We start from the raw sequence: 16785 nt of genomic DNA on the forward strand, positions 1-16785 counted from the left end.
CGCGATCCTTTCACACGGTCGCCCGCTCGCTCGTGCCACGATGCACGCCGTGCGCGTGCTCATCGCCCCGGACAGCTTCGGCTCGAGCCTCACGGCCGACGAGGCGGCGCAGGCCATGGCCGGTGCGTGGCGGGCGACCGCGCCGCACGACGAGGTCACCACGTGCCCGCTGTCCGACGGCGGCCCGGGATTCGTCGCCACCCTGCACGCGGCGCTGGGCGGCGAGCTCGTGCCGGTGACCGTGACGTCGCCCGTCGGCGCGGCCGTCCCGGCGGTCCTGCTGCTCGCCGGGACGACCGCCTACCTCGAGTCCGCGCAGGCCGTCGGCCTGCCCCTGGTGCCGGACGAGCTCCGCGACCCGACCCGGACGTCCAGCCGCGGCGTCGGTGAGCTGCTCGCGGCCGCGATCTCGGCGGGCGCCCGCCGCGTGGTCGTGGGCCTCGGGGGGTCGGCGACGAACGACGGCGGCGCAGGTGCGCTCGTCGGGCTGGCACGGGCGCTCGGTCTCGACGGGCCGGGCGACCTGCTCGACGCCGGCGGCGGATCGCTCGGCGCGGTCGGCCCGGACGACCTGGTCGGCCTGCGGGTGCTGCGCGACCGACTGCGGGGCGTGGAGCTCGTCGTCGCCACCGACGTGGACGTGCCGCTGCTGGGCCTGCACGGTGCGAGCGCCGGCTTCGCTCCCCAGAAGGGGGCCACGCCCGAGCAGGCGCAGGACCTCGAGCGGTCCCTGGGCCACTTCGCGCACGCGGCGACGGCCGCCCTGGGCGACGCGCTGCGCCCCGACCTGCTCGCCGGCACCCGCCCCGCGTCGGCGACGTCGCGGCTCACCGCCGCGCCCGGTGCCGGTGCCGCCGGCGGGCTCGGGTTCGGTCTCGCGCTGCTCGGCGGGCGGCTGGTGCCCGGGTCCGTGTTCGTCGCCGACGCCGTCGGCCTGGACGGCCTCATCGGCGACCACGACGTCGTCGTGACCGGCGAGGGCCGGTTCGACTGGCAGTCGCTGCACGGCAAGGTGGTCTCCGAGGTGGCGTCCCGCGCGCTCGCGCACGCCGTGCCCACCGTCGTCGTCGCCGGGGAGGTGCTGGTCGGGCGTCGGGAGCTGTCCGCCGCGGGCATCACCTCGGCCTACGCCGTGGGCGAGACGCCCGAGCAGGTGGCCGCGGCGCTGGCCGACCCGGCGGGGAGCCTGGCGGCGCGGTCGGCCCGCGTGGCGAGAACCTGGTCACGTTGAGCGGGATCTTGTCGCGGGAGTCGTACCCTGGACGGGAACAACCTCGACCCTGGTGCTGTTGGCCAGGGTTGACGCGTGAGCAGTGCTGTCCAGCGAGCACCCAGGAGAGACCATGAGCGAGACCACCGAGACCGCGACCGAGACGCACGGCGTCCTCCTCACCGACTTCGCCGCCTCGAAGGTTCGCAGCCTCCTCGAGCAGGAGGGCCGCGACGACCTGCGTCTGCGCGTCGCCGTCCAGCCCGGCGGCTGCTCCGGCCTGATCTACCAGCTCTACTTCGACGAGCGGGTTCTCGACGGCGACGCCCTCAAGGACTACGACGGTGTCGAGGTCGTCGTCGACCGCATGAGCGTCCCCTACCTCGAGGGCGCGACGATCGACTTCGCCGACTCGATCGAGAAGCAGGGCTTCACCATTGACAACCCGAACGCCGGCAGCGCCTGCGCGTGCGGCGGGTCGTTCAGCTGAGCTGAGCTCACCGCAGGCCCGGTTCCCCACCAGGGAGCCGGGCCTGTGTCATGCGTGCGTCCGGACGGTCAGGGCGTGCACGCCGTCGTGCTCCGTCGCGCCGACCATCTCGTGGCCTCGCATCCGGGCCCACGCCGGCACGTCGTGGACCGCCGCCGGGTCGGTGGCCAGCACCGTCAGCTCCGACCCGGGCGGGGCGTCCGACGCCGCGCGGGCCAGGCGGATCACGGGGGCGGGGCAGCGCAGGCCGCGCGCGTCGACCGTGATCACAGCCCGCCGACCCCCCACGCCTGCCGGACGCCGGCGACGATGCCGGGAAGCTCGGCGAGGAACCGGTCCACGTCGGCGGCCGAGGTCCCGCGGGGGAGCGCGAGGCGGATGTTGCCGTGGGTCAGCGCCCCCATCGCCGCCAGCACGTGGCTGGGCTCCAGCGCGCTCGACGTGCAGGCCGAGCCCGAGCCCACCGCGAAGCCGCGTTCGTCCAGGGCGGTCAGCAGCGCCTCGCCCTCGACGTAGAGGCAGGAGAACGTCACCACGTGGGGGAGCCGGTCGCTCGGGTCGCCGACCACGTCCACGTCGGGCACGTCGGCGGCCACCCGCGCCCGGATCCGGTCCACCAGCTCGCGGCGTGCCGTGTCGTCGGCGCTGCGGGTCGAGGTGGCCACCTGCAGCGCGACCGCGGCGGCCAGGGCGGCGGGCACGCTCACACCGCCGGGGAACCAGCGGTCCTCGTCCTCGGGCCAGTCGGGCGTGCGCCGCACTCCCGTGCGGGTCACCAGCACGCCGAGCCCGCCGGGTCCGCCCCAGTCGCCCGCGTCCGCGGCCAGCAGGTCCCACGCATCACCGACGTCGACGTGGCCCAGGCTCGCGCCCGCGTCGACCAGCAGCGGGACGCCGGCCGCACGCGCCGCGGCGTGCACCGACCCGACCGGCTGGCGGGTGCCCACCTCGCCGTTGGCGTGCTGCAGGGCGGCCAGGGCGACGCCGGGCCGGGCGACGGCGTCCACGAACGCGTCGGCATCCACCCGACCGAGCCGGTCCACCGGGACGGTCACCCGGTTCCCCGCGAAGTCCGCCGCGTTAAGCACGGCCGCGCGCTCCACCGCGCCGACGACGACGTCCGTCCCGCTGCGCCGGCGACCGCGCGCGACGGACCGCACGGCGCCGTGCAGTGTCGCCGTGTGGGAGGGCGCCAGGTCGACCTCGGGCGTTCGCGCGCCGACGGAGGCCGCGATCGCCTCGCGGGCGCCGTCGAGGAGCATGCGGGCGCGTCGGCCCTCGGCGTGCAGGCGGCGGGGGTCCGCCCAGCCCTGGTCGAGGGCCTCGAGGAACGCGGTGCGGGCCGCCGGGAGCAGGGGAGCCCGGCCGCCGGCGTCCAGGACCACCCTCGGGCCAGTGGTGTGCGTCACACGCGTGTCGCGCGCGGAGTCGACGTCGCCGTCGTCGGGCTGGCTGCTCACGGGGGCACCGTAACCCCGTGGCGCCGTGACCAGGCGCGCGACGGCGGGCTTGTCGCCCGCCACCCACCGTCGGTTTCGGTGAAGGACGCGCGGTGTGATGGTGCTGACACGGTGTCGTCAAGGGGTGTCGTCAGCACGAAAGGCTGTGGTCGGCGCGCTAGGCTGCACTGGTCGAGGACGAAGGTCCCGGGTGGCGCCCTGCAGCATTGCGGGGAGTCGACGGGACGCGAGTGAGAGGTCCCCCCCCGTTGCACCCGGACACCCCCCGTCGCACGCGGCGACCAGCCCTGTTGCTGGCCGGTCTGCTTGGCGTCGTCGCCATCGCCCTGAGTGGATGCTCAGCCGAGGTGGAGCGCGGCTGGCTCCCCGGCAGCTCCAGCGCCGAGATCACCGACCAGACCGGCAGGATCACCAACCTCTGGGTCGGCTCCTGGATCGCCGCGCTCATCGTCGGCATCATCACCTGGGGCCTGATCCTGTGGTGCGTCGCGGTCTACCGGAAGCGCAAGGGTGACGACACCCTCCCCGTGCAGCTGCGGTACCACGTCCCCCTCGAGGTCATGTACGTGATCCTGCCGATCATCATGGTCGGGGTGCTCTTCTACTACACCAACCGCGACACGACCGAGATCCAGGACACCGCGGCCGACGCGGACGTCCACGTCCAGGTCATCGGCAAGCAGTGGAGCTGGGACTTCAACTACCTCGACGACGACGCCTACGACACCGGTCAGCACGCGCAGGACGTGGGCAGCGCCGGCACGGGCGTCCTCAAGGACCAGGTCACGCTCTACCTCCCGGTGAACGAGCGGGTCGAGTTCACGCTCGACTCCCGTGACGTCATCCACTCGTTCTGGGTCCCCGCGTTCCTCTACAAGATGGACATGATCCCGGGCAAGACAAACACCTTCCAGGTGACGCCGCAGCAGATCGGTGACTACCTGGGCAAGTGCGCCGAGCTCTGCGGCGAGTACCACTCGTCGATGCTGTTCAACGTCAAGGTCGTATCGCGCGAGGACTACGACGCGCACATCGAGGAGCTCAAGGCCAAGGGGCAGGAAGGCTCGCTCGGTCTCGAGTACAGCCGCCAGCAGGACCTGGACAGCGCTCCGAAGGAAGGCGATAAGTGATGGCCGCCGTCGCGGAGCACATCCCCGGCCTGGCGCCCTCGCGCCAGACCCTCGGACGCACGGTGATCAAGTGGATCACCTCGACCGACCACAAGACGATCGGGTACCTGTACCTGATCACGTCGTTCGTCTGGTTCGCCATCGGCGGCGTCCTGGCGCTGCTCATCCGCGCCGAGCTGTTCGCGCCGGGCATGGACATCTTCCAGTCCCGTGAGCAGTACAACCAGGCGTTCACGATGCACGGCACGATCATGCTGCTGCTGTTCGCGACGCCGCTGTTCGCGGGCTTCGCCAACGTGATCATGCCGCTGCAGATCGGCGCGCCCGACGTGGCGTTCCCGCGCCTCAACATGCTCGCGTACTGGATGTTCTTCTTCGGCGGCACCATCGCCGGAGCCGGCTTCTTCACGCCCCAGGGTGCCGCGTCGTTCGGCTGGTTCGCCTACGCGCCGCTGTCCAACACGGTGTACTCACCGGGGCTCGGCGGCGACCTCTGGGTGTTCGGCCTGGCGCTGGCCGGGTTCGGCACCATCCTCGGTGCGGTCAACTTCATCACCACGATCGTGACGATGCGCGCGCCCGGCATGACCATGTTCCGGATGCCGATCTTCACCTGGAACACCCTGGTGACGTCGCTGCTCGTGCTCATGGCGTTCCCGCCGCTGGCCTCCGCGCTCTTCGCGCTCGGCGCGGACCGGCGGCTCGGTGCCCAGGTGTTCAACCCGGAGAACGGCGGCGCCATCCTCTGGCAGCACCTGTTCTGGTTCTTCGGGCACCCCGAGGTCTACATCATCGCGCTGCCGTTCTTCGGCATCATCACCGAGATCCTGCCGGTCTTCAGCCGCAAGCCGATCTTCGGCTACAAGGGCCTCGTGTACGCGACCATCGCCATCGCCGCGCTGTCCGTGACCGTGTGGGCGCACCACATGTACGTCACCGGCTCGGTCCTGCTGCCGTTCTTCTCGTTCATGACGATGCTCATCGCGGTGCCGACCGGCGTGAAGTTCTTCAACTGGATCGGCACGATGTGGCGCGGCAAGCTCACGTTCGAGACGCCGATGCTCTGGACGATCGGCTTCCTCGTCACGTTCCTCTTCGGCGGCCTGACCGGCATCATCCTGTCCAGCCCGGCGCTCGACTTCTCGCTGTCGGACTCCTACTTCGTGGTCGCCCACTTCCACTACGTGGTGTTCGGCACCGTCGTGTTCGCCATGTTCGCGGGCTTCTACTTCTGGTGGCCCAAGATGACCGGCCGGATGCTTAACGAGCGCCTGGGCAAGGTCCACTTCTGGATGCTGTTCATCGGCTTCCACACCACGTTCCTCATCCAGCACTGGCTGGGTGTCAAGGGCATGCCGCGTCGGTACGCGGACTACTCGCCGGACGACGGCTTCACGTGGATGAACCAGCTGTCGACCATCGGCGCCGTCATCCTCGCCGCCTCGACCCTGCCATTCCTCTGGAACGTCTACACCACGTGGCGCAACGCGCCCCTGGTCACGGTCGACGACCCGTGGGGCTACGGCGCCTCGCTCGAGTGGGCCACCAGCTGCCCGCCGCCGCGGCACAACTTCACGTCGCTGCCCCGGATCCGTTCCGAGCGCCCCGCGTTCGACCTGCACCACCCCGAGGTCGCGGCCATGGACCACGTGGAGCCCAACCCCGGCCCGCTGGACTGGGAGGCGGACCGGCGCGGCGAGAGCGCCGTCGCCACCGATCGCGTCGTGAGCGGCACCGGTGAGCCCGAGCAGTCCAGCGCGACGATCGTCGAGGAGCGCCCCGGCTCGGACGAGGAGGGAACGCGATGAAGTTCGAGACCAAGCTCTTCCTCTACGGGGTGCTGTTCTTCGTCCCGGTCGGCCTGATCTACGCCGCATGGAGCCACGGTGAGCCCGTCGGCACGGTGGGCATCCCGCTCGTCGGTGGCCTGGTCGGCATGATCGGCGCGTACTTCGCGCTCCTGTCGCGGCGCATCGACGAGCGGCCCGAGGACGACCCGCTGGGCGAGATCGAGCAGGGTGCGGGCGACCAGGGCGTGTACAGCCCGTGGAGCTGGTGGCCGCTCGTGCTCGGCATCTCCGCCGCGATCACGTTCGCCGGCCTTGCCGTGGGCTGGTGGCTCTCCTACATCGGCATCGCGCTGGGGCTCATCGGCCTCGTCGGCTGGGTGTTCGAGTACTCCCGCGGGCAGCACGCGCACTGATCTGGCATCTCGAGAAGACCCCCGCCGTTCCGGTGGGGGTCTTCTTGTGTCCGCTGCGCTAGCGTCGGAACTATGAGGCATGCGTACACATTCGCGGCCCGCTCCTTCGTGCTCGTCGCCGCGGTCGGGGTGGTGCTGGCGGGGTGTGCGAGCAGCAGCTCCGACGGGGGCTCCGGTGCGGCGCTCTCCACCAAGGACGTCACGGGGGAGTGGTCCCAGCCGAAGTCCGAACCCCTCGTCTACCTCGAGCTGATCGAGGCCGGCACCGTCAGCGGGTCGGACGGCTGCAACCAGCTCAACAGCACGTGGAAGATCGACGGCTCGACCATCGAGTTCGGCCCGTTCTCAGCGACCATGATGGCCTGCGACGGGGTGGACACCTGGCTGTCGACGGCGTCCTCGGCGACCGTGTCCGGAGACCAGATGACGGTGCTGGACGACGGTGGCAAACAGATCGGCACGCTTCAGAAGACGAACTGACTGCGGGAGAGCGCTGCCGTGAGGACCCGCCGACGCGACGAAGGCCGGCACCCACGACGGGTGCCGGCCTTCGCGCTCGGTGCGCTCAGAGCGCGACGATGAGACCCGCGGTCTGCGTGCGGGCACGGTCGAAGCGCGCGGCGGCGTCGGCCCAGTTGACGATGTTCCACCACGCCTTGACGTAGTCCGCCTTGACGTTGACGTAGTCGAGGTAGAACGCGTGCTCCCACATGTCGAGGACGACGACGGGGACCAAGCCCAGCGCGATGTTGCTCTGCTGGTCGTACAGCTGCACGATCACGAGCTTCTGGCCGATCGAGTCCCACGCGAGGATCGACCAGCCGGAGCCCTGGATCCCCAGTGCGTTGGCGGCGAAGTGCTTCTGGAACGCCTCGAACGAGCCGAAGAACTCGTCGACCGCCGCGCCGAGCTCGCCAGTGGGCTTGTCGCCACCGTCCGGGGAGAGGTTCTGCCAGAACACCGAGTGGTTGACGTGGCCGCCCAGGTTGAACGCCAGGTTCTTCTCGTGCAGGTTCACGGCGGCGAAGTCGTCGGCCGCGCGCGCCGCGGCGAGCTTCTCGAGCGCAGTGTTCGCGCCGGTCACGTAGGCGGCGTGGTGCTTGTCATGGTGCAGCTCCATGATGCGGCCCGAGATGTGCGGCTCGAGGGCCGCGTAGTCGTAGGGCAGATCCGGAAGCGAGTAGTCAGCCATGCGTGAGTACACCTCTCCTGCTCGGTCTGGGACCGCGTGCCGCGGCCCGCTCTCAACGAAGAAACGGGCGGCCCGCCGTTACGGCGAGCCGCCCGACTCCACGATCAACTCTTGCTCAGAATCAGCGATTCCGCCCGTCGGGGGCCGTCTCATCCTGCGGATCCACCAGGTGCTGGCCGCCGCCCACGGCACCGGTCAGCTCGGCCGGTGCGTGCTCCTCGGAGGCCTGGATGGTGTCGTGCTCGCCGTGCGAGTGGGACGCCGCCAGCTCGGCCGGGGTGACGGGCTCGATCCGGTCCTCGTAGAACGTCTGCGAGAGGCGCTGGCGCATGCGGTCGAGCGCGTAGCCCTTGCGCCGCACGCCGCGGGAGTCCTCCGCGGGCTCGATCTCCAGCGGGCGGATCGCGTCGTGCTGCACCCGCAGCCAGCGCTCGTGCGCGTCCAGCGGCTTGTGCACCTCGATGTACTCACCGTTGGCGAACCGGACGATCCGACCGGTCTCGTGTCCGTGCAGCACCAGCTCGCGGTCCTTGCGCTGCAGACCGAGGCAGATCCGCTTGGTGATCCAGAACGCGAACCACGGCCCGAGGAAGATCAGCGCCCGGAACGCCCACGTGATGTCGTTGATCGACAGGTGGAAGTGCGTCGCGATGAGGTCGTTCGACCCCGCCAGCACGAGGATGAAGAAGGCCGTGAGGAGCGAGACGCCGAACGCCGTCCGGAACGGCCGGTTGCGCGGGCGGTCGAGCACGTGGTGCTCGCTCCTGTCGCCCGTCACGGCCGCCTCGATGAACGGGTACGCGGCGAGCAGCGTGAACAAGATGCCCGGCACGACCATGGCCGGGATGATCACGTTGAGCGACAGCGTCCAGTGCCCGATCACGACCTCGGCGAACCCGGGCATGAGGCGCAGCGATCCCTCGAGGAACAGCATGTACCAGTCGGGCTGCGCGCCCGCGGAGATGGGCGACGGGTCGTACGGCCCGTAGTTCCACACGGGGTTGATCGTCATCGTCGCCGCCATCAGCGCGATGATGCCGAACACCGTGAAGAAGTAGCCGCCGGCCTTCGCCACGTAGATCGGGAAGAGCGGGTAGCCGACCACGTTCTGGTTGGTCCGCCCCGAGCCCGGGTACTGCGTGTGCTTGTGCAGCACGACGAAGAACAGGTGCAGGCCGATGAGCGCCAGGATGATGCCGGGCACCAGCAGGATGTGCACCGTGAACAGGCGGGGGATCAGGTCCTGACCCGGGAACTCGCCGCCGAAGATGAAGTACGACGTGTAGCTGCCGATGATCGGGATGGCACGGACGACGCCGTCCGTGATGCGCAGGCCGTTGCCGGAGAGCACGTCGTCGGGAAGCGAGTAGCCCGAGAAGCCGGCCGCCAGGCCGAGGATCAGCAGCAGGAAGCCGACGACCCAGTTGACTTCGCGAGGCTTGCGGAACGCCCCCGTGAAGAACACGCGCATCATGTGCGTGACGATCGCGGCCATGAAGATCAGCGCGGCCCAGTGGTGGATCTGCCGCATCAGCAGGCCGCCGCGGACCTCGAAGGACAGTCGCAGCGTCGAGGAGAAGGCCTCGGACATCTGCACGCCCTGCAAGGCGGCCCACGGTCCGTCGTAGTGCACCTCGTTCATGCTCGGCACGAAGAACAACGCGAGGAACACGCCCGAGATCAGGATCGTGATGAAGCTGAAGAGCGCGATCTCACCCAGGAGGAACGACCAATGGTCGGGGAAGATCTTGCGCGCGAACGTCTTGACCKCGGTGCCGACGCCGGTGCGCTGGTCCAGGTAGTCCGCCGTGCCCGCTGCGAGCTTCTCGACGGGCGTGGGGGTGGCTGTCGTCGTCATTTCGTCAGACGCTCCCAGTAGCTCGGGCCGACGGGCTCGTTGAAGTCGCTCTGCGCGATCAGGTAGCCCTCGTCATCGACGGTGATCGGCAGCTGCGGCAGGGGCCGCTTCGCCGGTCCGAACACGACCTTTGCTCCGTCCGCCACGTCGAACGTCGACTGGTGGCAGGGGCACAGGAGGTGGTGGGTCTGCTGCTCGTACAGCGCGACCGGACAACCCACATGGGTACAGATCTTCGAGTATGCGACGATCCCGTTGTAGGACCAAGACTTCTTCTCTTCGGACTCCTTGAGGTCCGCCGGGTCGAGGCGCACCAGCAGGACGACGGCCTTGGCCTTCTCGTCGAGCGGGAACTCCTGCTCCTCGAGGCCCTCGGGGATCACGTGGAATACCGAGCCGATCGTCACGTCGGACGCCTTGATCGGACGGTTGGTCGGGTCGGTCGCGAGGCGCGTGCCCTTCTTCCACATCGTGTGGCGGAACTTCGAGACGTTCCAGTCCTCACCGACGCTGCCGATGATCGGCACGATGATCGCCAGCGGGAACAGCGCCAGCGCCGAGATCATGGCTCCCTGCAGGACGCCGCGCCGGCCGATGGCCGAGTCCGCAGCGCCTTCCTTGAGCACCTCGACGGCGGCGACGCGCGTGTCGTCGTCGCTGCGCTGGAGGTGACGCTCCTCGGACTTCTCGTGGTCGTTCATCAGCGCCTTGGCCCAGTGCACGGCCGCGAAGCCGATACCCAGGAGCGAGAGCGCCAGGCCGACGCCGAGGGCGAGGTTCGACCGCCGCATCGACTCGACGGTCTCGCCGGGCGGCAGCGCGAAGTACGCCACGAGGAAGCCGATGGTCGCGATGACCGAGATGGCGAAGAGGGCGACGACCTGCCGCTCCGCCTTCTTGTTCGCCTTGGGGTCGTGGTCACCCATGCGGTCGTGGTGCTCGGGGTGTCCCGGGTCCTCGAACCGGTCGGGCAGCGTGCCCGCGGCGTGGGTGGTGATCTCGTTGCTGGCCTCGTGGCCGGGTTCGTGGTTGCTCACGAGGACTTCGCTCCGATCCAGACTGCTGCGCCGATGAGCAGGCCCATGCCGATGACCCAGGCCCAGAGGCCCTCGCTCACCGGGCCGAGGGCGCCGAGGGTGAGACCGCCGGGGGACGCGCCGCCCTGCAGGTCGATGAACGCGATGATGTCGCGCTTCTCCTCGGGGGTGATGTTCGCGTCGTTGAACACGGGCATCGACTGCGGGCCGGTCAGCATGGCCTCGTACAGGTGGGTGGGCGTCGTCTCCCACAGGCTGGGGGCGAACTTGCCCTGGGACAGGGCACCGCCCGCGCCCACGGCGTTGTGACACATCGCGCAGTTGGTGCGGAAGACCGCCATGCCGGAGGCGGGGTCACCCAGGCTCGGGTCGACCTGCTCGGCGGTCGGGATGGCCGGGCCGGCACCCAGCGACGCGACGAACGCGGCGAGCTGGTTGATCTCGTCCTGCGAGAACTGCACCGGCTTGGCCTGAGCCTGCGGGCCGCTCATCTGCGCCGGCATGCGACCGGTGCCCACCTGGAAGTCCACCGCTGCGGCGCCCACCCCGATGAGTGACGGGGCGCTCGTCGTGCCGGACGCGCCGGCTCCGTGGCAGGTAGCGCAGTTGGCCTGGAACAGCTTCTCGCCGGCCGCGATGTCGTTGGTGCTCGCCTTCACAGGCGTCGCATCGGCCGACGTCGGTGCTAGCACCGCGTACAGGCCACCGGTGAGCAGCAGCGCCAGCAGGAGCAGCACGATCGGCGCACGCCGATCCTGCCTGCGGGCTGCGAGTGCCTTCACGGATCGATCCTCGTCTCGCACATGGGGGATGGGGGTCTGGGAGTGACGGGCGGGGGCGCCCGGCGCCCCTTACTTCAAGAGATAGATGACCGCGAAGAGCGCGATCCACACGACGTCGACGAAGTGCCAGTAGTACGACGTGACGATGCCGGTGGTGGCCTCGTGGTGACCGAAGCGCTTGGCGCTGAACGAGCGACCGAGCAGGAAGAGGAAGGCGATCAGACCGCCGAGGACGTGCAGGCCGTGGAAGCCGGTGGTCAGGTAGAAGACCGAGCCGTACGGGCTCGACGAGATCGTCAGGCCCTCGCTGACCAGGGCGGCGTACTCGAAGATCTGGCCGCCGATGAAGAAGGCGCCCATGAGGTAGGTGAGGGACACCCACTCGTTCATGCCCCAGCGGTTCACCTGGAAGATCGAGCCGCTGCGGACCGGCTGGAAGCGCTCGGCGGCCCAGACGCCCATCTGGCACGTCACCGACGACAGCACCAGCACCGTGGTGTTGATCGCGGCGAACGTGACGTTGAGCTTCGGAGTGTTCTCCGCCCATGCCTCCGGCGCTGCTCCACGCAGCGTGAAGTACATGGCGAAGAGGCCTGCGAAGAACATGAGTTCGCTGGCCAGCCAGACGATCGTCCCTACCGACACGGGGTTCGGTCGGTTGACGCTCACGTGGGGGCTGGTGCGCGGGGCAGCCGTTGCGGTCGACACGATCGCCATTATGGCCGAAGACACCCCCGCATGGGACGTTGGACCCTCAGCGTCGCCTCAGGTAAATGTCACACCGTCATGATCGGAGGCCTCGCGCGCGAGGTGGCGGCCGGGAATCACGCCGATCTGGCCCCGCCGAGCAACCGGTCGACGCGGTGTGCGCGGGTCGCGTCGTGCGGCGCGTCGCGGGCCGCGTGCTATGCGTCCGGGCGACCCGAGAGCGGGCCTCCCCGCCGAGGCGGGACGAGCCGTGCCAAGATGCCCTCGGACGTCACGTCGACGACGAGTGAGGAACCCTCTCCATGAGCTCCACGAGCACGGCGCAGCCCGATCACGCGGCCGCGACCCCCGGCCCCCGCATCCTTCTGTACAGCGACGACGTCGACGCGCGGGCGCAGGTGCGGCTCGCCGTCGGGCGTCGGCTCCGGCGGGGCGCGGGCGACATCGAGTGGGTCGAGGTGGCGACCGCCGCGGCCGTCATCGCGACCACCGAGGCCGGCGGGCTCGACCTGCTCATCCTCGACGGCGAGGCGGACAAGGTCGGTGGCCTGGGGCTCGCGCGCCAGCTCAAGGACGAGATCTACCGGTGCCCCCCGACGCTGGTCCTCACGGGCCGCCCGCAGGACGCCTGGCTGGCGTCCTGGTCGAACGCCGACAGTGTGGTCAGCCGCCCGCTGGACCCCGTCGAGGTGCACGCGGCCGTGGCGGCCCTCGTCGAGGCGCAGGCCGTCACCCGATGACCGAGGTGGCCGCTGGGTCGAGTCCGGCCAGCTGGCCCGATCTCTTCACCACGCTGACAGCCCGGCGCGACCTCTCGCCCGAGCAGACCTCGTGGGCGATGGCCGAGATCATGAGTGGCGCAGCGTCGACCCCCAAGGTCGCCGCGTTCCTCGTCGGCCTGAAGACCAAGGGCGAGTCCGTCGCCGAGCTCACGGCCCTGGCCGACACGATGCTCGCGCACGCCGTCCGCATCGAGGTGCCCGGCCGGACGCTCGACATCGTCGGCACGGGCGGCGACCGCTCGCACACCGTCAACATATCGACGATGTCGGCCCTGGTCATCGCCGGGGCCGGCATCACCGTGGTCAAGCACGGCAACCGTGCGGCGTCGTCGTCCTCCGGGTCCGCGGACGTGCTCGAGGCGCTCGGCATCCGGCTCGACCACCCGCCGGCTCGTGTCGCCGAGCTGGCCACCGAGGTCGGCATCACCTTCTGCTTCGCGCAGGTGTTCCACCCGTCGTTCCGGCACACCGCGGCCGCCCGCACCGAGCTGGGGATCGGCACCGCCTTCAACTTCCTCGGCCCGCTCACCAACCCCGCGCAGCCGCGCTCCGGTGCCATCGGGGTCGCCGATGCCCGCATGGCCCCGCTCATGGCCGGCGTCCTCGCCCAGCGGGGCTCCAGCGCGCTCGTGTTCCGCGGTGAGGACGGGCTCGACGAGATCGCCCCGACCGGCCCGACGCGCATCTGGGAGGTCCGCGACGGCGGCGTCACCGAGTCGGTCGTCGACTGGCAGGCCGAGCTCGACGTCGCGCGCATCGACCTCGCGTCGCTGCGGGGCGCGAAGGCGGACTACAACGCCGACGTCGCTCGCCGGCTGCTCGCCGGGGAGGCCGGGGCGGTGCGCGAGACTGTGGTGCTCAACACGGCGGCCGCCCTCGTCGCCGACGGGACGCTGCCCGGGACCGCCGGCGGCACGCTCGTCGAGCGCCTGGCTGCCGGTCGCGAGCATGCCCGGCAGTCGCTGGACAGCGGGGCCGCGGCCGACGTGCTGGAGCGGTGGCGGGCCGCGAGCAGCGCGTAGGAGTTCTAGTCCTCCAGCCCCAGGGCGAACGCTTGTTCCAGGTCGTGCTGCGAGTACGTGCGGAACGCGATGTAGGTCTGGGTGCGGATGACGCCCTCGATCTTGCTCACCTTGTCCGCGATGACGTCGGCCAGGTCGTCGTGCTCGCGGACCCGGACCAAGGCGATGAGGTCGACCTCTCCGGTCACGGAGTAGACCTCGCTGACGCCCGGGATGTCGGCGATCGCGGCGGCGACCTCCGGGATCCTCGAGGCGTCCGAGTCGATCAGCACGATGGCGGTCAGCATGCTCGTCATCATGCCGTGCGGGGCGGTCGGATGCTGATCGGGATGACCCGCGCGTCGTCCAGCTCGAGCGTCACCGGTCGCGCCTCGGCGATGTCCAGCTCGCGCTCGCCCGGGGAGGCGGGGACCAGCTGGAGGAGCTGGCCGCCCGCGAGGGCGATGCGGGGTCTGACCAGGGTCGCGACCGCAGTGGCGGATTCGCCGAGCGCCTCCGCCGACCGCACCGGGCAGGCCCACGGGCGGTCGACCGCGACGAGCCGCACGCCGGGCTTCTCGAGCCACGCCAGGATCAGGTCGGTCTCCTCGGGGTGCGCCGCCGGGGCGGGGGCAACCGGCGCCTCGACCTGCTCGCCCGTGGCCTGGAGCGTGGCGATGGCGGGCCGGGGGTCGGTGCGGCGGTCGACGCGTGCGGTCCCGGCGAGCCGGCCGTAGCGCACCAGCACGAGCTCCCACCCGCCGTCGTCGGACCGCTTGGCAGCGACGAGCTCCGCGCAGGCGGCCAGCGGCGCGAACTTCTGCGCCCGGCTGGCGCCGCGCAGGAAGCCGCCGAGCCGGTCCCGGACGGTGCCGGCCTCCTCGAACCGCTCCTGCGCCACCAGCCAGCCGATCCGGTCGGCGTGCGCCTCGACCACGGGGGTCGCGTCCGCGAGCATCGCGCTGCGTACGCGCTCGACGACGTCGGCGTAGTCGGACGTGCCCTGGTGCCCGGTGCAGGGGGCTCCGCACTTGCCCATCTCCGCGAGCACGCAGGCCGACGCGCCCGTGGGCGCGACGAGCGGGAGCCGGCGGGTGCACTGCCGGATGGGGAACGTCTCGTGGAGGGCGTCGACGGCCAGCTGGGCGGTCGACGCCGACGAGAACGGGCCGATGTACGTCGCGCCGTCCTCGTCCTTGACCTCGCGCACCACCGAGAGGCGTGGGTACGGCTCGGAGGTGAGCCGGACCCACGGCATGCGCTCGGGGAAGCGGGACCGGCGGTTGTACCGGGGGGAGTGCGCGGCGATGAGGCGCAGCTCCCGCACGCGGGCCTCGAGCGGCGTCGCGCACGGGATCGGGTCGACACGCTGCGCCACGCGCACCATCTCGATCATCCGGCTGCGCTTCTCGGCCGACGTGAAGTACGACCGGACGCGCTGCCGCAGCGAGGTGGTCGAGGTGCCGACGTACAGGACCTCGTCGCCGGGGCCGCGGAACAGGTACACGCCAGGTCCGTCCGGCAGGCCGTCTGCGAGGGTGCGCTTGCGGCGCACGTCGCCCGGGACCGGGTCGGTGGCCGTCGCCAGGTCCTCGAGGTGCGTGATGCCCAGGGGGGCCATGCGGGACAGCAGGGCGTGCAGGACGTCCACCGTGGCCTGCGCGTCGGACAGCGCCCGGTGGTTCGGCGTCACGGTGGCGTGGAACAGGCCCGCCAGCGTCGAGAGCTTGTGGTTCGGCGCCTCGTCCTTGGTGACCACGCGGCGCGCGAGCCGGACCGTGTCCACCACCTTGTTGCCGGGCCACGCGTGGCCGGTCCGGGCGGCCGCGGCCTTGAGGAAGCCGATGTCGAACGGGGCATTGTGCGCGACGAGGACGGCGCCGCGGGAGAACTCGAGAAAGCTGGGCAGCACCTGCTCGATGGGCGGGGCGCCGATGAGCATCGTGGTGGTGATGCCCGTGAGCACCTGGATGAACGGCGGGACGGGCCCGCCGGGGTCCACCAGGGTCTGGAACTCGCCGAGCACCTCACCGCCGCGCACCTTGACCGCGCCGATCTCGGTGATCGCAGAGTCGGCGGGCGTGCCGCCCGTGGTCTCGAGGTCCACGACGACGAACACGACGTCCGACAACGGGGTCCCCAGGTCGTCCAGGCTCAGCTGCACCGGGCGCGCCGCGGGGTCGGGGATGGCGTCCGCCCAGACGGGGCGCAGGCGGCGGACGGGCGACATGACCCGGACGTTACCTACGCCCACCGACACGCCCCGGCTCCTCGCCCGGTGCGTCGCACCCTGCTCAGGCCGTGGCGTGTCGGTCACCCGCTCGCCCGTGCCCGTCGGGCCGCGTCACGCGTTCGCTCCGCCTAGGGTGCTGGGCATGCGCAGCGCGGACCGGACAGCAGACGACGCGGTCGACGTGCCGGTCTCGCTGCGGACCGCGCTCGTGCAGGTCGCCGCCGACGCGCTTGGTGCGGCCGAGCCGGCCGAGGTGCCCGCGTCGTTGCGCGCCGTGCACCGCTTCGCCCCCCGACGACGGGCCACGGCGGGCGCTGGGCCGCTCTGGGCCGCCCTGCAGGACGACGCCTTCCGCGCCCGGGTCGCGCGGGTGTGGGCCCAGGCGAACCCCGAGCTGGCGGCCGAGGTCGGGCCGGACGCGCAGGAGCCCGCCGAGGCCTCGCTGGCGGCGGCCGTCGGTGCGTGGCTGCTGAGGTCGTCGCGGTGGCCGGAGCTGCTCCCCCCGCAGGAGGCGGCCACCGACCCCGACGCCGCGCAGCTGCGCGCCCGCCTGGAGCGTGCCCAGGCCGACGTCGAGCGGTCACGCGTCGACGCGACCGCGGCCCGCGAGGAGGCCCGCGCCGCGCAGGACCAGCTKGGCGCGCTCCAACGGGAGCTGCGGCGGCTGCGGTCGGACGCCGACCGCGCGCGCAGCGAGGG

17 protein-coding genes and 1 pseudogene are annotated in these 16785 nt (G+C 71.1%); 9 read left to right on the forward strand and 9 right to left on the reverse strand.

Annotated elements, in window-relative coordinates; all coding sequences use genetic code 11:
- Positions 1–40: 40 nt before the first annotated feature.
- Together AC1DYZ_RS03675 and erpA are read left to right on the forward strand one after the other, a co-directional pair.
- The gene (locus tag AC1DYZ_RS03675; RefSeq protein ID WP_477063858.1) at positions 41–1231 is read left to right on the forward strand and encodes a glycerate kinase family protein; all 1191 of its coding nucleotides are present in this window, start codon (positions 41–43) and stop codon (positions 1229–1231) included.
- A 112-nt stretch (positions 1232–1343) separates the two neighbouring features.
- A complete protein-coding gene (gene erpA, locus AC1DYZ_RS03680) occupies positions 1344–1700 on the forward strand; it encodes an iron-sulfur cluster insertion protein ErpA (protein ID WP_477063859.1) in 357 nt (118 codons plus the stop codon).
- A 48-nt stretch (positions 1701–1748) separates the two neighbouring features.
- Here erpA and AC1DYZ_RS03685 read toward each other — a convergent pair whose 3' ends face one another.
- Positions 1749–1967: a sulfurtransferase TusA family protein gene (locus tag AC1DYZ_RS03685; protein WP_477063875.1), complete on the reverse strand. Its 219-nt coding sequence runs from the start codon at positions 1965–1967 to the stop codon at positions 1749–1751.
- The gene (locus AC1DYZ_RS03690; RefSeq protein WP_477063876.1) at positions 1967–3085 is read right to left on the reverse strand and encodes a cysteine desulfurase family protein; all 1119 of its coding nucleotides are present in this window, start codon (positions 3083–3085) and stop codon (positions 1967–1969) included. Before AC1DYZ_RS03690 ends, AC1DYZ_RS03685 begins: the two co-directional genes overlap by 1 nt.
- 323 nt (positions 3086–3408) lie before the next feature.
- On the opposite strand from AC1DYZ_RS03690, the gene ctaC reads away from it, so the two are divergent.
- The 4 genes from ctaC (at position 3409) to AC1DYZ_RS03710 (ending at position 6973) form a co-directional block, all read left to right on the forward strand.
- A complete protein-coding gene (gene ctaC / locus AC1DYZ_RS03695) occupies positions 3409–4290 on the forward strand; it encodes an aa3-type cytochrome oxidase subunit II (RefSeq protein WP_477063860.1) in 882 nt (293 codons plus the stop codon).
- The gene (ctaD, locus tag AC1DYZ_RS03700; RefSeq protein WP_477063861.1) at positions 4290–6098 is read left to right on the forward strand and encodes an aa3-type cytochrome oxidase subunit I; all 1809 of its coding nucleotides are present in this window, start codon (positions 4290–4292) and stop codon (positions 6096–6098) included. Before ctaC ends, ctaD begins: the two co-directional genes overlap by 1 nt.
- The gene (locus AC1DYZ_RS03705; RefSeq protein WP_477063862.1) at positions 6095–6493 is read left to right on the forward strand and encodes a cytochrome c oxidase subunit 4; all 399 of its coding nucleotides are present in this window, start codon (positions 6095–6097) and stop codon (positions 6491–6493) included. Before ctaD ends, AC1DYZ_RS03705 begins: the two co-directional genes overlap by 4 nt.
- Positions 6494–6565: 72 nt before the next feature.
- Complete coding sequence (locus AC1DYZ_RS03710; protein WP_477063863.1) at positions 6566–6973, forward strand: META domain-containing protein; 408 nt, start codon at positions 6566–6568, stop codon at positions 6971–6973.
- A gap of 85 nt (positions 6974–7058) precedes the next feature.
- On the opposite strand, the gene AC1DYZ_RS03715 is transcribed toward AC1DYZ_RS03710, so the two are convergent.
- From AC1DYZ_RS03715 to ctaE, 5 genes are all read right to left on the reverse strand, one after another.
- Positions 7059–7685 carry a superoxide dismutase gene (locus AC1DYZ_RS03715; RefSeq protein WP_456824235.1) on the reverse strand — a complete coding sequence of 209 codons (627 nt, stop codon included), beginning with the start codon at positions 7683–7685 and terminating at the stop codon, positions 7059–7061.
- 121 nt (positions 7686–7806) lie between these two features.
- Entirely contained in the window at positions 7807–9543 is a 1737-nt protein-coding gene (gene qcrB, locus AC1DYZ_RS03720; RefSeq protein WP_477063864.1) for a cytochrome bc1 complex cytochrome b subunit, read from the reverse strand.
- Positions 9540–10580 (reverse strand): cytochrome bc1 complex Rieske iron-sulfur subunit, encoded by a 1041-nt coding sequence (qcrA, locus tag AC1DYZ_RS03725; protein WP_477063865.1) that lies wholly within the window; start codon positions 10578–10580, stop codon positions 9540–9542. Before qcrA ends, qcrB begins: the two co-directional genes overlap by 4 nt.
- Complete coding sequence (gene qcrC, locus AC1DYZ_RS03730) at positions 10577–11362, reverse strand: cytochrome bc1 complex diheme cytochrome c subunit (protein WP_477063866.1); 786 nt, start codon at positions 11360–11362, stop codon at positions 10577–10579. Before qcrC ends, qcrA begins: the two co-directional genes overlap by 4 nt.
- A gap of 69 nt (positions 11363–11431) precedes the next feature.
- Positions 11432–12079, reverse strand: a complete 648-nt coding sequence (gene ctaE, locus AC1DYZ_RS03735) for an aa3-type cytochrome oxidase subunit III (protein WP_477063877.1) — start codon at positions 12077–12079, stop codon at positions 11432–11434.
- A gap of 293 nt (positions 12080–12372) precedes the next feature.
- Between ctaE and AC1DYZ_RS03740 the strand changes: the two genes are divergently transcribed.
- A complete protein-coding gene (locus AC1DYZ_RS03740) occupies positions 12373–12810 on the forward strand; it encodes a hypothetical protein (protein ID WP_477063867.1) in 438 nt (145 codons plus the stop codon).
- Complete coding sequence (gene trpD / locus AC1DYZ_RS03745; RefSeq protein ID WP_477063868.1) at positions 12807–13874, forward strand: anthranilate phosphoribosyltransferase; 1068 nt, start codon at positions 12807–12809, stop codon at positions 13872–13874. The genes AC1DYZ_RS03740 and trpD overlap by 4 nt, the downstream gene beginning before the upstream one ends.
- A 5-nt stretch (positions 13875–13879) precedes the next feature.
- Here trpD and AC1DYZ_RS03750 read toward each other — a convergent pair whose 3' ends face one another.
- Positions 13880–14161 carry an Lrp/AsnC family transcriptional regulator gene (locus AC1DYZ_RS03750; protein ID WP_477063869.1) on the reverse strand — a complete coding sequence of 94 codons (282 nt, stop codon included), beginning with the start codon at positions 14159–14161 and terminating at the stop codon, positions 13880–13882.
- Between the two features lie 8 nt (positions 14162–14169).
- Positions 14170–16083 carry a DEDD exonuclease domain-containing protein gene (locus tag AC1DYZ_RS03755; RefSeq protein ID WP_477063870.1) on the reverse strand — a complete coding sequence of 638 codons (1914 nt, stop codon included), beginning with the start codon at positions 16081–16083 and terminating at the stop codon, positions 14170–14172.
- A gap of 145 nt (positions 16084–16228) precedes the next feature.
- Here AC1DYZ_RS03755 and AC1DYZ_RS03760 point away from each other — a divergent pair.
- Positions 16229–16785 (forward strand): annotated as a pseudogene (locus AC1DYZ_RS03760) (NYN domain-containing protein); the annotation flags it as partial.

The organism is Cellulomonas sp. P1_C4, assembly GCF_056406355.1.

What these genes read in the sequence shown, in the direction of transcription:
- AC1DYZ_RS03715 (WP_456824235.1), bottom strand. Translation starts at nt 7,685, where the DNA reads ATGGCTGACTACTCGCTTCCGGATCTGCCCTACGACTACGCGGCCCTC.
- trpD (WP_477063868.1), top strand. Translation starts at nt 12,807, where the DNA reads ATGACCGAGGTGGCCGCTGGGTCGAGTCCGGCCAGCTGGCCCGATCTC.
- AC1DYZ_RS03710 (WP_477063863.1), top strand. Translation starts at nt 6,566, where the DNA reads ATGAGGCATGCGTACACATTCGCGGCCCGCTCCTTCGTGCTCGTCGCC.
- AC1DYZ_RS03755 (WP_477063870.1), bottom strand. Translation starts at nt 16,083, where the DNA reads ATGTCGCCCGTCCGCCGCCTGCGCCCCGTCTGGGCGGACGCCATCCCC.
- ctaD (WP_477063861.1), top strand. Translation starts at nt 4,290, where the DNA reads ATGGCCGCCGTCGCGGAGCACATCCCCGGCCTGGCGCCCTCGCGCCAG.
- AC1DYZ_RS03705 (WP_477063862.1), top strand. Translation starts at nt 6,095, where the DNA reads ATGAAGTTCGAGACCAAGCTCTTCCTCTACGGGGTGCTGTTCTTCGTC.
- AC1DYZ_RS03740 (WP_477063867.1), top strand. Translation starts at nt 12,373, where the DNA reads ATGAGCTCCACGAGCACGGCGCAGCCCGATCACGCGGCCGCGACCCCC.
- AC1DYZ_RS03675 (WP_477063858.1), top strand. Translation starts at nt 41, where the DNA reads ATGCACGCCGTGCGCGTGCTCATCGCCCCGGACAGCTTCGGCTCGAGC.
- ctaE (WP_477063877.1), bottom strand. Translation starts at nt 12,079, where the DNA reads ATGGCGATCGTGTCGACCGCAACGGCTGCCCCGCGCACCAGCCCCCAC.
- erpA (WP_477063859.1), top strand. Translation starts at nt 1,344, where the DNA reads ATGAGCGAGACCACCGAGACCGCGACCGAGACGCACGGCGTCCTCCTC.
- AC1DYZ_RS03750 (WP_477063869.1), bottom strand. Translation starts at nt 14,161, where the DNA reads ATGCTGACCGCCATCGTGCTGATCGACTCGGACGCCTCGAGGATCCCG.